Below are 14,774 nucleotides of genomic sequence, written 5' to 3'. Positions count from 1 at the left end.
GATGCCATCCTGGATCGTCTCATTCACAACGCCCATCGCATTGATTTGAGCGGCGACAGTCTGCGCCGAAACCTGCCGCGCAAAGCTTGACACTTCGTCTGAATGAACTGACAACAATTATCGCCTGCAGACCCCATTAAACAGGGGGCGAGATCATCCCGGAATCAAGGGGCGCAATCATCTCGGAACAATGGGGCGGCTTCATCGGAATCGGCACGCCGACCATTTCAACTAGATGTATCGCCACATATAGCGGGAGGTCATTGAGCCATGACGGCGCGGGCAAGCCGGACAATCGAGCGGTGGTGTATGTATCAAGATCGTCTCTCCGCATCGATCTCGATTGCGAAGCAAAGCTCTCAAGCTCATGCCTAATTGCCGAGAGTTTTGCCCAGAAGTCGTGAGTCCAGATTGGAAGGCTAGTTGGAGGAGCGGTGACGAGCTTCGTGCCGTGCCTTTCGCAAACCCTGATAGGTTCGACGAGCCAAAGTAGCCGACCGAAAGCCCGAAAACCGGCGCGACCGAAGGGGCGGGTCTCGTCGTCTAGAATACAATGCGGGCAAATTCTCAAGGCGTTTCGGATAACGAGTGTACGGTCCAGCGTCTGACCTCGCAAACGATGCCAATGCCCTTCTGTGACGATCAGCCCGGAGCTTAACTCTACATCCTCCACGCCAAGAAGCTGCGCGAAAGCGCTGAAATCGCCGGGCCTTCCAACGGCCAAGCCATGAAAGCTGAAGTGCTGCTTGGAGCAAAAGTATTGCGCATGCACATGGCCCAAAGCTCCCGCGATACGGGAGCAGTAGCTCGCGATACTTTCGTCAGTGTGGAACGTGAGGAGCCCGCGCAGCCTATTCATCGCGCTTGCTCCGACGCCTGGTGCCGCGTTTAGACTTTAAGTCTCCTGGGCCTTTGTCCTCACGCACGTCAATGTCGTGGTAATATTCCGTTGTGAAGACATTGCGGACATTGGCGTTGGCTGATCGGAAGCCGGTAATGAAATCTTCGAGGATAACCTGATCCCTATCGGCGTAGAGCGCGAGTTCCACCGCCGCCCGAATTTCTTTGATAATTGTCCCAAGGTCATAAGTGTACGCGTGCGCGAGCCGACCCACGAAATCGCCTGTCAGCAAGTCAGGGTGTGCGATCAACGAGGCATGAACTTCGATAATCATGCGTACGACGTCGATCAGAAGTTCAAAATCGACCTCGGGGTTCACTCGGTCAAAAAACACAAACCGATTGCGGTTTCTAAGTTCGTCGTGGACTTGGACGAAGTCGCCGATCTCGCGTGTTCCGCAAAGGATAAGGCGAACCGGCCAGTCCGCCATCTGGGTAACCTTCTTCAAGGCATCGGCAACTCTTTCTTCCTGGAGCCTGTTGGCGGTTTCGATTGCATCCTGCGCCTCGTCGACAACGAGCAACTGGATTTTGAATTGCCGCAGCGCCTTTCGAAAATCATCCCACACCTCAGAATCATTGTCGGATGGGCGGCTCGACAGACCCATTTCCGTCAACCCCTGCTGCGCAATCGACTTCTGCAGGCAAGGAGACGGTGAATCAAAGCACAAAATTGGGTCGATCCGTACGTTGTCCTCGTCGGCATAGGGCGCAAGCTGCTTCAAGCGGGACAGATGCCTTTTGAGTGCAAAGCTCTTGCCAGCGCCCGATTGGCCGACCAAAGTCAAAATGCGGCGCTTATCTGCGTGTACCGATCTTCGAGCGGCAAGAGAGGCTATAAGGATTCGTAGTTCGCTCGCCAGGTTCTCGTCGCGACCGAACGCGATGTATTTTGAGTTCATAGCTTCAACCCTGTCGATGATTTCAAGCTCGCGAGGGTCCAAGAGGCTGCGAAAGTGGTCGATATGATGGGTCATGTGTGCTCCTAATCTGGAATTCTGATTGCGATTGGGATAGCGGGAGGCGGGGCTTGGTTCAGCCAGGGATCCAGCCCCTGCTTTTAGTCGTCGAACAGGTCACTCAAACGCGGGCGTTCGCGTTCTTCAGGTTGGTGCTGAGTACCAAGGGCAGGAGACTGGAGGTCGTCATGGGCAAGCCTGCTGCGCGCTCTCGGTTTCTTGCTGGAAGTTTTGACGTCGTCTTCTTTGTAGACGACGGGTTCCATGCCGAGGATATCGAAGAACTCCTTGGACGCCGTCCATCCGCTACGAAGGTCAAGTTGCGGAGTGACAGCTTTATCGTTGAAGCCGAACGCGTAGTTCAATCGCTTCTCGAACCGCTCCAAGGTGTGGTCATCGGCAATAGGAGATGCAAGTTCCGCCTGAATTCGACTAAGCTCCCCTTGCTGGCGCAGATACGCCAAAGTGTCCAAAAAGATGTGGCGCTGCGCTTCGGCGTTCTTACGATTGAAAAGCCGCAGCATCTGACAGGCTGCGACCCATTGAACGAGGCTGACTCCAATGAATTCTTCGAACGCGCACGGAACTTTGATCCAGCCTTTCGCAGTCCATACAGAGATGAAGCCAAGATCGGCCGGGTGCACCTTGCAGCGGACTTCGCCATGAGGTGACTTTCTATAGATGTCCGCTAGCTGTCTGCTGTTGTAATGAAGGCCAGCGACAAGAACGCCGTGGCGGGAAACCTTTCGATAAGTGGTGATGCCGAAGACAGCGCGGCGTTCGTCGCCAGTGGGCTCCGGTAGGACCCCATGTTCCGCAGAGAGGCGAGCCCAAGCATGGCGCGGAATTTCATCGTTCAAGCCATCATGGCTCGTGTTGTGGTAGCAATCGACGATGAAACGCGTGATGCAGACCGCCAACGTCTCCGCAAGTACACTGGCTTCCTCTTCCGAGTTGTAGTCGCCCTTCTCATCCGGGGATGAAAACGTTCTTCCGGTAAAGTAGGGAAGTGCTTGGGTCGAAAGCGTCAGAAACAGCCTCTCGACATATCCTCTTAGGGATGGCTGCCCGGCGGCTGGTAGGAAGATGGTGGTCGAGAGTGAGTTCAACGCTACGGCAAAAATGCGGCTCGCGTACCAAGCCGCGCTGTCCACCGCGACTTCCTCTGGAGTACCACGCATAGGCCAATCGGATAGGCATCCCAGTTTTCTTGCCAACGGCGTCTTATCGACGGTTATCATTTCTAGAGCCGCAAGCGCGGAATTAATGCCGGGGCTGCTGACCGAAACCTTTAAGCCGACAATGCAGCGGGTAGCCACACAGATTGCAGCTGTTATCCAAAGCCGGACTCGTTTGACCTTTCGTCGCTCCTTTCTTGATAGTTTTTCCCACAAGCCGACGATGGCTAGAAGTACATGTAGATCAACCTTCCATTCGTCCATCTGCACCAGTTCGAGCGGCCGAATGATGTCCAGCCCGCGACCTGTCGCTTGGTGAAGGGCAGCCCCGGCGTCTGCGCCAAGTCTTGCCCCGTCAGCGATCGCGTGGGGCATTGCGGCAATCCTCTTGCGGATCGTCTCGTAGTCCGGCACACGCAACTTCTCGCCCTCCGGGCGGGTTTTGTTCGCGTCTTTGATTTTCCCTTCAATGAACCCGTGAACATCAACGGGCTTCGTAAGCAGCCGCGAGAGATATTGCCGGAGCCCCTCTGCGATATGCACATTCTCATCGGCTGTGAAGTATTGGTAGTTTCTCGCCTTGTACGAATCCGCCAGCGCCATCTGGTCTTTGTCGGCGCTAAGGTATGCGGTAATCCAACCATTCAGGGTGCGAGGCTTCGGAACGAAAAGCTCGATGGCCTCCTCGTTGTTGGCTTTACCCCTCTTGTGGACTCTGGCTCCCGGCGTGAACAGCCCCTCATACCGTCGACGTAAATCCCTTTCTAACCTGTCGATGACGTGACGCAGTGAGTCGGCAGATTGGCTAATCTTTGGCGGGAGCGGGCGAATGCCTTTCCGGCGGGCGTCGAGGCGCTCTTGATCGCGTTCTACTTTCGCATGGAGCAGCGCCTCCACCCACATGGTGCGACCCATGTTTCGGGATTGCCATTGGAACGGAAGCGCGTTCAACGTCTCCCGACCGTTTACGCGGTTCTTGGCTCGTTGGCTTCCGTAGAAGTGAGGAACGCGTTCGAACGGCTGGAGGGGATCGTCCAACATGGCTGCGATCTGTTCCGTGGTGAACGATTCGATCGCAACGCTGCCGTCCATCCGGCGCGCCGTCAGTCCCTTCTTCGACCAACTCACCGGCTGATAATCGATTTTCCGGATGATCAGCTTGTCGTCTTCGTAGAAGCGGTAAGATCTCTGCGGTGAACCATCGTTTACATCTGTCATGGATACAGCTCCCGCAGCATCCCACGATTGACGCGAACTTTTGGCGCGTCGATAAGCATCGATTTTGGCGAGACTGGTTTTAGGATCTCTTCGAAAATCAAGCACCAAACCGCGTTCCAAGCCGTCGCGTTTGGAAGGCCCTCGATCAGGCTGGTGATCTGGATTTCGTCGGGCAAATCGAACAAGCGATCCGCCAACCGATCGCAGTCACGCCGGTTGTAAGCGCGCAATGCACGAAGCATTGACTTGGCGTTCCATCGCACCGCCCATGGAAGCTCGTGTTCGGTCAGGATGATATTTTCGTCGCCGGTGTCGCAGAGGACACCGTTGTTGATCAGCGCAACCTGGGTGCGAAGGTCTCCAAGGAGCCACGACGGCCGCACGTCAATGTAGACAAAGCGATTGCTCCTATTCAGTCTGACTTTAAAATCGGGTCTATGGGTGTGATCGACCCCGTCCCACCGGTATGGCAGCGCATCGGGCTGCTCTTGGAAATATGTGATTTTTTTCATTGATGCGAGAACCTGGCCCGCACAGTATTCGAGCGTTGAAGCAAAGCTGACGGCTCGCCATGTGCGGGGGTCGACCAAACGGCCGCGACTATGGGCCTTGGTCGATGCAGGCGGCAGAACCGTCGCCAACGGTTCTGCCACATCGATCAACGTCTCCGGATAGTCGGGCAGATGGGATAGGTCGTCATCGTCAACGATGTAAAGCCCAGTCCTCCACGAAGTTTTGGCATCTGGATCAAGGAATGTGGTATGAGCTGGCGGTAATGGATCAAGCGTGCGGTTGTGGCCTGCTTGCAAGGCGCGCATAAAGCGGTATGCGTCCATGATCTTGTGCATTGTTTCCATCCTGCGTTTGGAAATAAGGGACGGATCCCGGACCGAAGTGCCGAGGCTCGATAAGGGATCGGGAATGATGCCGGGGAGATCAGAACTGGGGCGAAGACACAGCTTCGCCGTCACGCGAACCGGGGTTCCGTAGTCATTGATCTCCGGCAATGGTGTCAGGCAAGCGCCTAGATCGGCGGCGCTGTTGCGGGCGGCGATCGCCAGGCAATTCGCCTATCAAAGGACGTAACGATCACTGGAGTCGACCTCCTGGTTCAGCGGCCTTTCTTCTGGCGATGCGCAAGGCTGCAATGTCATCACGCGAAAGGCGACGACCTCGAGGAGGTTCGTCCTCAAGGAAACGAGGTGGATAGAACGGCCAGGTTGTTGGGATGTCTCGTCCAGTAAGCCGGTATAGAAGGTATCTGATCGCGAAGAACATGATGGGTCCTTGGAGTTTTGTGGCTATGCGGGCATAGCTTCGCCGATCGCGATCGGTTGTCCGATCGCGTGCGCGTGGTTCTGGGTTGTCAGCCGTTGATTAGCGCGGTGGCGCCGTAGAGTTGATCGTCTTCGTTTCGGTCATGATGAAGCTCGACTGTGAACAGGCGAACGGGATCGCTCTGCGGTTAGACAGATCGTCCGCTCGTTGCCTTTGAAGAAAAATTGGGCTGTTGGGGCTCCCTAGAGCCGTATCAAGCTGTCAGGATTCGTCGTTCGGCGCTTGCGAAGCGCGCGAACGACGCTTGATGAAACGGGTGCCAAATAACTGGGATACATGTTCGGACCTGTTGCCTTCACGTCTAATGTAGGCGCGATCCTTGCACAGGTGGAAAGGGAAAACAGGTCCCGCGATAAAAGAAATATGGGCCCGGGTGCACTTTTTTGTGCTCGGGCCCATCGCGTTCCCGCACCGCCATCGGTGCGATCATGAAAATCTCGGATAAGGAGTTGGATATTCGCAATGGTCGTCATGACTTCTGCTCGCGCTTCACTGACCTTTACAACGGTCATGATCGAGCAGAATGACGCGGGACACACTTACGGCGCGATCACGTTCAATCAAAACCCAACGGTATTCGTTCGCGTCGCATTGCTATCCCCTCTCATCTGTAGAGAGTGCGGTATTTTAGCGATTTTGTCTAGACACCTTTCGGGTACTCGCTGCATCGCGATTTTTTATATCGGTGTCCCTTGCATATACGCGCCGCACCATCATCCCGTCGGTTATCCGAGGGGCGTGGAATGTCGGTATGGAAAAGAGCAAAGGAAATTGAGGGGCGGCTCGGTACCGTTCTTAACGAATTGAACCTCCGTATGAAGATCGTTCGCGACAATAACAGCCGCCTTATCCACTTTGTCAGTACGGTTGAGCAGGGTATGAGGTTGCCGATAGAGGTCGGGCTCAGCTGGAAGGGAGCCGATTGGGAGGTGACCTATGTTAGGTCTGACGACATAACCCGGACCGAATTCGGCGATAACGGCTGGTATCTCGAAGATTGTGAAGACCCCGACGTAATATACGCAAGCGAGGTGACGCCCGACGAAATGTTGGCGTCACTGGAGAACTTCCTGAGGCGCGGACCGCTCGTTCGGGAGAAAGATGCGAAAAGAGCGGATGATCCTCGTTTCGCTTACGTTGTCATGGACCTCAAGAGACTCTTGGACGAGCTATTCGAAAGCGTCGTGCTCATCTGCAAGCGGGACAAAGATCGGATTGAAAGCGTTGAATTCCTCGACGAGTTTGGAAATGAATTCAAAGTGAAAATGGAGCACTTCCATGAGGCCGCGACCCTGTATGTGAATGGGGAAATGGAGACACTCGAAGCTGCCGAAGCAACCCATGAGCTTTACGCTTCAATACGTTCACGCATCCAAGATTTCCGAGAATGCCCAATGAAGAAATTTTAGAAGATGCTATCCGGGTAATCGACTTCGGGCGGTTCTGAGTCGTCCTCCGAGTTGTAGTAACTCAGGTAGCGCTGATATTGCTTTAGGCGCTCCTTGACCGGGTCGTCAGGATATCGATGCATATTCAAAACTGCATCAAGGAATTTGGGCGGTGGTGTTTTTCGCCCGATCATGCCTGCATTGATCACGGGCGTTCTCGTAAGACGGTCGAGATCGACAAATTCCTCCGGGACGATTGCATTGTGGATGGCTTGCGCGACGGCTCGGGCTACCGCTGGAGGAAACGCGTTTGCAATCAACTGCGAGGCACTCTTTGCATCAACTTCGGGCAACTTCCACTCTCTCGGGAAGCCCTGAAGGCTCATCAGCAGGGGCAGGGATAGCGGCATCAGCATCGCAGTGTCTGTGACTTGTCCTATCTCAATTGGATTAGCTGCGATTTCCTTCAAATCGAAGCCTAGCTTCACCCACTGTTGTTTGATTTCCGGCCTGGCCTGGTCCATCCTGCCGATGACGGTTGCAGCGGTCCGACGACCATAGACACGAAGCCATTCGGCCGCCCAGTCGTCATAGAGCTTCTGCGCGGTGCTTGGAGACTTGTTGCCCGGTGGGCTGATATGGGGAAAGAGCACGCTTTTCAGATGCCGCAGCTGGCGACGGTATGGATTCCGCAAATTTGGAATCTCGAAGCGCCTAGCAGCAGGTCCCCGAAGCCCCACGATAATCCAGCGCGTTCTTCTCTGCGCCAAGCCATAGTGGTTTGCGCGCATGTTAAAAGCCCAGACACTATATCCAAGGCGCTTGAAGCTTTCCAGAACCCGCTGCTGATAGTCGGCGAACTGGTCTTGTTCGAACCCGGACACGTTTTCGAAGAAGAAACCAGTCGGCTCCAACAAGCCGACTAACTCCACGCCTTCGTCGTACAGGTTGCGTGGATCGTTCTCACCTTTCCGTTTACCCGCCTGCGAGAATGGCTGACACGGAAGCCCACCAGCCAGCAAATCAATCTCGCCCTTGAAACGAGCAAGCGTTGCCTTGGTGTCTGAACTTTTCAGATCCGCTTGGAGTACATTCCAGTCCGGCCAATTCTTCCGCAGTGTCCTGACAGCCACCTGGTCGACTTCGACCATCGCGACCGGCTTGAAACCGGCAGATACCAGGCCGATGCCAATCCCTCCGATACCGGAACATATTTCAAGTGCTTTCAGCTTTTTAATTGGACGAGGAGCGTGACGGCGGTTTCTCTGCTCGGGGGCGAGGGCGAGGCCCCCGGCAAGGTAATCTATCGCATTCGAGAGGAATGAACTTTGATATTCGATGGGGCCAAAAGGACCAAAACCAGAGGCCCCAAACTTACCCATTGCAAGTATGCGAAGAGCATACTGAGCCTGCGCCAATCGCGCCGCGTGGGGATTGGATAGCCCCACCTCTAGCCAGTCTCCGGCTTCTGGATGGTTTTCGGTGAAGAACTCTCCGAAACGAGGCAGCAAGTCTGCCGCCATCTCAACAATACGCGCATGTGCTGCGTCGCGCTCCGGCGTCTCGATGATGCGACCAAGGAGTTCAGTCTGCATGTCGATGGTGTAATGCTCGAAGCGGGAGCTTTCCCGCTCTTCCTCTGTCAACGGAGGCGCAGGTGAAAAGAATTCGTTTTGAAAGGCAACGATTGCTTTAGCCAGTTGCTCGGCATCCTCGGCGAACTTCGTAAAGCGGGTCGACCCGCTTCTCTGAATTGCTTGATCAATCAATAGGATGCGATTGTCCAACCACAGCCGTTTATCGGTGCGTTTTGCTTCGAAGACGCCCTTTTCAAACTGCGCAATACGACCGACACTGATGCTGCCTTCATCTATGAGTGCCCGGCTGCTCTGATCGGGAACCGTATCACCGGCTAGGGACAAGGCCTTCAAGGTCGTAGTGGGGAGTGCCTCTTTGACGAGCCTTTGATCAATCGCCATGTCGACATGTCCCGTCCATCGCGGGTCTTCGCGCATGGCGTCTCTGTAGGTCCGCAGAAAGACCGGCAATTGCTCGAAGAGGAGGAGGTCGTCTTCTGAGAAACTTCCCTCATTCTTCAAGCGCTCAATAGCGCCGGTTTCGGCTGCGCAGGTTTTTTCGCGAACGCGAGCCAATTGGAAATTTGTTTCGACCACAAGCGCGGCCATTTGGGTTCGAAGCTTTTTCAACTTCTGAGCAGCGGCGACAAGCGGATCGATATTTGGGTCCTTGCGCGGGCGACCCCTGGGTCTTTTAACTTCAGTCATAAAATTGCACCCGACATAATATCGAGTGCAATTTAGCATTGAGAAATTTCCGCCCCGAAAAGGGAATAGGTAAAATCCTACATGTTACGCCATCGCGAAATTCCGCCGCGACGCTACCCCCTGTTGTTGCGGACAGAGCCAAATCGGACGTCATCTGTTCTCAGAACATCGTACCACTTCGGTGAGGCGAACTCGCTTCGGGCTGATATCTGCTACTGATATCGGTCGGACGTGCCATGTGTCGCTTCGTGGATCGTAAAGGCCTGGGATCGGAAAGACTCTGTGAATTCTCAAGAAGTCTTTCGGATTCAGACTCGCGATGGGCAGGCGGTGGATAAGAGCGGCGGCCGCTATATGTAGATCCTGTCCGCCTTTGACGCGTTCCGACCCTACGGAGAGGAACATCAAGCTCCAAAGATCGCGTGCGCTGAGGAGCGTTCCCCATGTTTCCGCGATGCGTGTATCCGTATTGATGATTTTGAGGCCGCTATTGAGGAGGCGTTGATACCACTCGCTCAGCTTGACCGCTTTAGACGGATTGCGCCCACATATGAGCGAGATGCCAAGGCTAATCTCCATAATGACCCCGGCCGGGATGTTCAGGTCATCGGCTTCTTGAAGAAATCGCACCACGTTGGGGTCGGGCCGGGATTTGCTCGTTTCAGAAAGGACTGATGTGTCGAGTATGAATGCCATGCCCATTGGAGAGCCTCCTTTGATCGCTATCTCCGAATGTTTCGTACTCCCGCTGCGCCTGTGTCCTTTGAAGCTGGCGACGATAGGCGCCAACAATCCTACGGTCAATCGCGTAACGAATAATCATGTAGAGCTGAGAATTGGCAGGAGGCACGGGTTTTTGCGCCGTCCCACACTCCGCATTGGGGGTTACACGCGGTTCGAGCGAAGGTGCTGCTGATCGCCCCATAACGCGCCTGTGCTAGCCCAAAGGATTTCTCGACATCTGCCGCAGACTGAGCGACATTGCTCATGCACCCTGACCAGATCGGATGACAAAAACTGACAAAGTCGCAGGAAATTCTTGTGCTGAGTGGAAAGGAATCTCTCGCGGAATTCCTTGAATATGTTCGTGCGCGAGGCAGCGTGACGATTGAGCATGGGACCGAGCATTTCGTAGTCACAATCTCGCATGGTCGAGTCTCCGAAGGGGCTCGTCGCATGATGATTCAGGGTGGGCCTGGCGGTGATGACGGACTGGAAATGGATTAGCCTATGATGCGGCGTGCGAACAGGGCAACTCACGTCACACCTATTCCGCGCAACCGAACGAATCCCGTTCGCTACTATGACCTGCAGTAGTACCGGCTCAGGCACCTGATCGAAAACGCCTTTTGTTGCCTCGAAGATTTTGTCGTATCGGCACTCGATACCACAAGTTGGTCTCCAACTTCTCATTGGCCGAGACTCAATTTAAGGTTGTTTCTCCCGGCGCCTGGAGGCGCAAACGTAGATATTTGCCTGTGTCAGCTTGGACATAGGGTTCACCTGAGAACGGATAGCCCAAATATTTTTTGGTTAGACTTCAACCGGCACAAGCGCTCATACTCGCCTCGGATGCGATCCAATGCTTATGATGCTAATCAGGGATTGATTCGGGGCGTTGTGTGACAGAGGTCGATAAGAAACGTGAAGCAACGGCTTCAATTAGGGGCTATTTCTACCAGCTTGATGCAGCTCTGTTGGAAATCCTAAGTGCTGGTCTGGACGATGACGTCGTTATCGAAGGTATTGAAGACTTCGACCGATACACAGACGAAAGTGTCATCTACAGCCAGGTGAAATATTACGCGGAGCAAACACTTACTGATTCAGTAATCCGAGACCCTCTACACAAGCTTTTTGTTCACTTTCACAAGCTTGACGAGGCAGATCGCGCCGGGCGCAAATATCTGCTCTATGGCCACTTCGCTGACGTAAGGATCGATATCACCCAGTTTTCAGTAGAGCGCTTCAAATCGGTAATGGAGTATCGAAAGGAAGTAAAAGACGCGGCTGGCGCTAAATCCTATCAAAAGAAATCTCTGCTCGACGACATGGCAGTGTCGGATGAAACAATTGAGGCCTTCTGCAAAGCGTTCGAAATAAAGGTCTCCACGGAATTTTCCGTTCACCGCACAGCAGTCATCGAGGCAGTCCGGAAAAACCAAAATGTCTCGGTTTTTGAAGCTGAAGGGTTTCACTATCCTAAAGCCTTTGACTTCATCGCCACACTCGCGACCAAGAAAGACCATCGGGATCGGACGACGACACGCCGAGCCTTGCAAGAGCATTTGAAGGGCACACAAGCGATTCATCATCGATTGCTATTGCGCGAAAAAGAAAGCTCCGAGTACGGGAGCATTATGCGTCGACTATACTTCTCGCCAACTAACAGTGCTGGTGTTGTGAGGGCGTTCATCGTCGAAGTCGCGCCAAACAGCGACAGTGCGGCCATCTGCGATCAGCTAAGAGAGATGGCTCGTAAATGGAGTTCGGCGAAAAACAAGAATATGCCGAATAGGGATCGGTACGCCCCGTTTGTTATGCTTAGAAACTCACCTCCGGCCCTAATTTTGCAGGTCAAGAACGAGCTTTTTGATACCGGCGTCGATTTCATCGACGGCTATCCTTACAACGGCTCGGCTTTTCGGGTCGAACATCTTCAAACCCCACAGACCAAGGAGCGGCCAATAGCGCTTCGCTTTGCCGACGACTTGAATCAGCTCCTGGACGCCCTCGCAGATGTTGGGCGAGAGCTTTGCCATCTGTACGACTTCTTCCTTGAACGTCCCATGGCGCTGGGTCCTAGCAACCTTAAGGTCCGTACGTTCTCGATCCCAGTCGATGACATCTCCACAATCAAGAAAATCATTTGAGGTAGACATGACCGAAGAGATTGCAAACGCGGAAGTCGTTGCCGTTTATCCAAACAAGGTCTGCGTTGCGGTCGATGACTTAGTAAATTTTCAAGCGGCCGGTGAATCGTTGCGCGTTGGCTCTTTCCTCAAAGTTTCCGACAACGATAATGTCTCGTTGATCTGTATCATCGAAAGCTTTTCTATTGAGATGAAGGCGATCACTGTCGATGGCGTACCAGATTCCAAACGTGTCTATATGATAGACGCCTATCCCTTGGGGACGCTGAAGAACGGGAAATTCAATCGTGGTGGCGACGAGCTGGCGATCCCGCCCAAAAAGGTCGTGCCTGCCACGAAAGAAGAGATTGCCGCGATCTATGCGGACTCCTTTGAAGCTAAAGATCGTTTTGGATTTTCTTCCTTGACACGCCAGCGGGATATAAAAGTACCCGTCCACGGGGACCGCTTCTTCAACAAGCATATTGCCGTCGTTGGCGCATCGGGGTCGGGAAAGTCCTCAAGCGTTTCGTCGATTTTGCAAAAGGCGATGGCGGCGAAAGATGGCGAATACAACGGGTTAAATAACTCCCACATCGTGATATTCGATTTGCATTCTGAATATGCCGCAGCGTTTCCCAAGGCGAACGTAATCACCGTCGATGATCTCGTTCTTCCGTATTGGCTGCTGAACGAGGATGAGATGGAAGATATGTTCCTCGAATCCGGGGACAACAACAATTACAATCAGGAAGCGCTGCTACGCACCATCATCACCATCGCGAAGCGCGTGGCCAATCCAACGGTCACCAAGGTCAATTTCGATAGCCCCCTTCGGTATGATGTAGATCACTTGGCGAACGCTTTGCGCAATTTAACGCGCGAAAAGATCGACAGCGATAATTCTCTGATCATCAAGCTTAAGGACGGGACATCAACGGAATTCGTCGATACGGATGATCAGATAACTCATTATTGCGCAGAGACGTTTGAATTCGCAATCAAAGCTACAGGCGTGAAAAAAGGTCCTTACGCCGACGGAAGCATCGATAAATTCGAACGGCGTGTGAGATCGAAGATTACAAACTCCCGTCTCGGCTTCCTGTTCGGTGAGAAAGCGAAGAAGGCGACCCTGGAAGCGGTTCTGCGTCAGTTTACCGGATACAAGAAACAATCCGAAACTAACGTAACAATTATCGACCTCAGCGGCATTCCCTTTGAACTGCTGAGTATCACGGTTTCGTTGATTTCTCGCCTGATGTTCGACTTTTGCTATTACGCTCGGCGTGCGGAAAGTTTGACCGAGCAGCCGTTCCTGATGGTGTACGAAGAAGCGCACAAATATGCGCCGAAGAGCGGCCTTGCTCGCTATAAAGCGTCGCTAGCTGCGATTGAACGGATCGCGAAAGAGGGCCGCAAGTACGGCATCAGTCTTTTGATATCTAGCCAGCGGCCGTCGGAAATCTCCGAGACCATTTTCTCTCAGTGCAGTAATTTCCTGGCGATGCGCCTTACCAATCCGGATGACCAAAGCTACGTCCGGCGTCTCTTGCCGGACACCCTCGGCAATCTGACTGAGGGGATGCCTGCACTTGAGCAGGGCGAAGCCTTGCTCATTGGTGACGCCGTCATCATGCCGTGCGTCGTTTATGTGGAGAAGTGCGATCCGGAACCAGCTTCCAGCGACGTGGAATATCTTACACTCTGGAAACAACAGTGGAAGGATATCGATTTCAAAAAGCGAGCAGAAAACTGGCGGGGCTGAGATACGCGCCCGTGTTGCCAATATATTCGAGTACGGAGATCGGAATGAGCGCTACGAAGGAAAAGCCTTCTCTTCAAGTGTCCTATAACCTTGATCAAATCGTGCGAGCCATTCAGCTCAACGGCGGATCCATGTCGAGGACAAAGCTGAGGAACCAACTCCAGCTCAGCGACGACGAGCTAAATGCAGCGTTCGATCACGGCTGCAGCGAAAAATTTCTGCAAAGGGCTGAGTACAATTTCTTTACCGTAAACAAGCCGTTCACGATCAGTGAGGAGCGGTTTTACCCTTCAGTGGAAACTGGGTTAAAGAGACTTTGGGCGGCTGAGAATTTTCACGAGAACGAGTTCTATTTGGAGGAAACTGCTTCAAGGGATAGCAAGATTGCGGGGCGCTGGACTCGGCCAGACTTTACAATGATCTCGCATAAGAAATTCGCGTGGACTATTGGGCACGAATTCGACGTGGTTACGTTCGAAGTCAAGCGGCCTGACAGTTGTAATGTCCTGGCGGTCTTCGAAGCTTTGTCGCATGCGACCGCTGCGACCAGAGCTTATGTCGTTTTCCCGATTGATGCCTCCGAATGGGCTAAGTCGGACCCGGCGCAAGAGGCTCGGGTCAAAGATGAATGCTCGCGACACGGCGTCGGGCTGATATTGATCGAGAATGTCTATATTGACCCTCAACCCGTTCATGTCATTAAAGCCGTGAAACGCGAAATCGATCACGAGCGTTGCAGCAATTTCCTAGAGGCTGTCGTATCAGCAGAGGGTAAGCAGCGGATATCAGTCTGGAAATAGGTTTCGACGCAATATCGAGCGCGCCCCCCCCTAAGGTTATATCGACATTCCGGCTGATGGACCCGCCGACGCAAATCGCCGACTCGCTGTT

The 14,774-nt window shown here is 53.6% G+C and carries 10 protein-coding genes and 1 pseudogene; 5 read left to right on the top strand and 6 right to left on the bottom strand.

All coding sequences use genetic code 11. The features are described 5' to 3' along the window. A pseudogene (locus QD409_RS07720) lies at positions 1-90 on the top strand (ATP-binding protein); the annotation flags it as partial. 46 nt (positions 91-136) lie between these two features. On the opposite strand, the gene QD409_RS07715 reads toward QD409_RS07720, so the two are convergent. The 4 genes from QD409_RS07715 to QD409_RS07700 form a co-directional block, all read right to left on the bottom strand. Further along, positions 137-859 carry a TniQ family protein gene (locus QD409_RS07715; protein ID WP_430762313.1) on the bottom strand — a complete coding sequence of 241 codons (723 nt, stop codon included), beginning with the start codon at positions 857-859 and terminating at the stop codon, positions 137-139. Continuing rightward, positions 852-1,877, bottom strand: coding sequence for an ATP-binding protein (locus QD409_RS07710; RefSeq protein ID WP_430762312.1), 1,026 nt, complete (start codon positions 1,875-1,877; stop codon positions 852-854). Before QD409_RS07710 ends, QD409_RS07715 begins: the two co-directional genes overlap by 8 nt. An 83-nt stretch (positions 1,878-1,960) precedes the next feature. Then, positions 1,961-4,255: a Mu transposase C-terminal domain-containing protein gene (locus tag QD409_RS07705; RefSeq protein ID WP_430762311.1), complete on the bottom strand. Its 2,295-nt coding sequence runs from the start codon at positions 4,253-4,255 to the stop codon at positions 1,961-1,963. Further along, positions 4,252-5,103 carry a hypothetical protein gene (locus tag QD409_RS07700; protein ID WP_430762310.1) on the bottom strand — a complete coding sequence of 284 codons (852 nt, stop codon included), beginning with the start codon at positions 5,101-5,103 and terminating at the stop codon, positions 4,252-4,254. Before QD409_RS07700 ends, QD409_RS07705 begins: the two co-directional genes overlap by 4 nt. A 1,233-nt stretch (positions 5,104-6,336) precedes the next feature. Between QD409_RS07700 and QD409_RS07695 the strand changes: the two genes are divergently transcribed. Beyond that, a complete protein-coding gene (locus tag QD409_RS07695) occupies positions 6,337-7,002 on the top strand; it encodes a hypothetical protein (protein WP_430762309.1) in 666 nt (221 codons plus the stop codon). Here the strand turns inward: QD409_RS07695 and QD409_RS07690 are convergent. Both QD409_RS07690 and QD409_RS07685 read right to left on the bottom strand, forming a co-directional pair. Continuing rightward, on the bottom strand, positions 6,999-9,266 hold the full coding sequence (locus tag QD409_RS07690; RefSeq protein WP_430762308.1) for a DNA cytosine methyltransferase: 2,268 nt from the start codon (positions 9,264-9,266) through the stop codon (positions 6,999-7,001). The genes QD409_RS07695 and QD409_RS07690 overlap by 4 nt on opposite strands. Before the next feature lie 150 nt (positions 9,267-9,416). Next, positions 9,417-9,968: a PIN domain-containing protein gene (locus QD409_RS07685; protein ID WP_430762307.1), complete on the bottom strand. Its 552-nt coding sequence runs from the start codon at positions 9,966-9,968 to the stop codon at positions 9,417-9,419. 920 nt (positions 9,969-10,888) lie between these two features. On the opposite strand from QD409_RS07685, the gene QD409_RS07680 reads away from it, so the two are divergent. Genes QD409_RS07680 through QD409_RS07670 form a run of 3 tightly spaced genes read left to right on the top strand, consistent with a single transcriptional unit; the run spans position 10,889 to position 14,683 of the window. Then, positions 10,889-12,139: a DUF4297 family anti-phage-associated protein gene (locus QD409_RS07680; RefSeq protein ID WP_430762306.1), complete on the top strand. Its 1,251-nt coding sequence runs from the start codon at positions 10,889-10,891 to the stop codon at positions 12,137-12,139. A 7-nt stretch (positions 12,140-12,146) separates the two neighbouring features. Further along, a complete protein-coding gene (gene herA / locus QD409_RS07675; protein ID WP_430762305.1) occupies positions 12,147-13,883 on the top strand; it encodes an anti-phage-associated helicase HerA in 1,737 nt (578 codons plus the stop codon). 44 nt (positions 13,884-13,927) lie between these two features. Then, positions 13,928-14,683, top strand: a complete 756-nt coding sequence (locus tag QD409_RS07670) for a hypothetical protein (RefSeq protein WP_430762304.1) — start codon at positions 13,928-13,930, stop codon at positions 14,681-14,683. The last annotated feature ends 91 nt before the right edge of the window (positions 14,684-14,774 follow it).

The organism is Rhizobium sp. BR 315, assembly GCF_050577975.1.
Taxonomy (GTDB): Bacteria; Pseudomonadota; Alphaproteobacteria; order Rhizobiales; family Rhizobiaceae; genus Rhizobium; species Rhizobium miluonense.
This window is presented reverse-complemented; position numbering and strand designations above follow the sequence as displayed.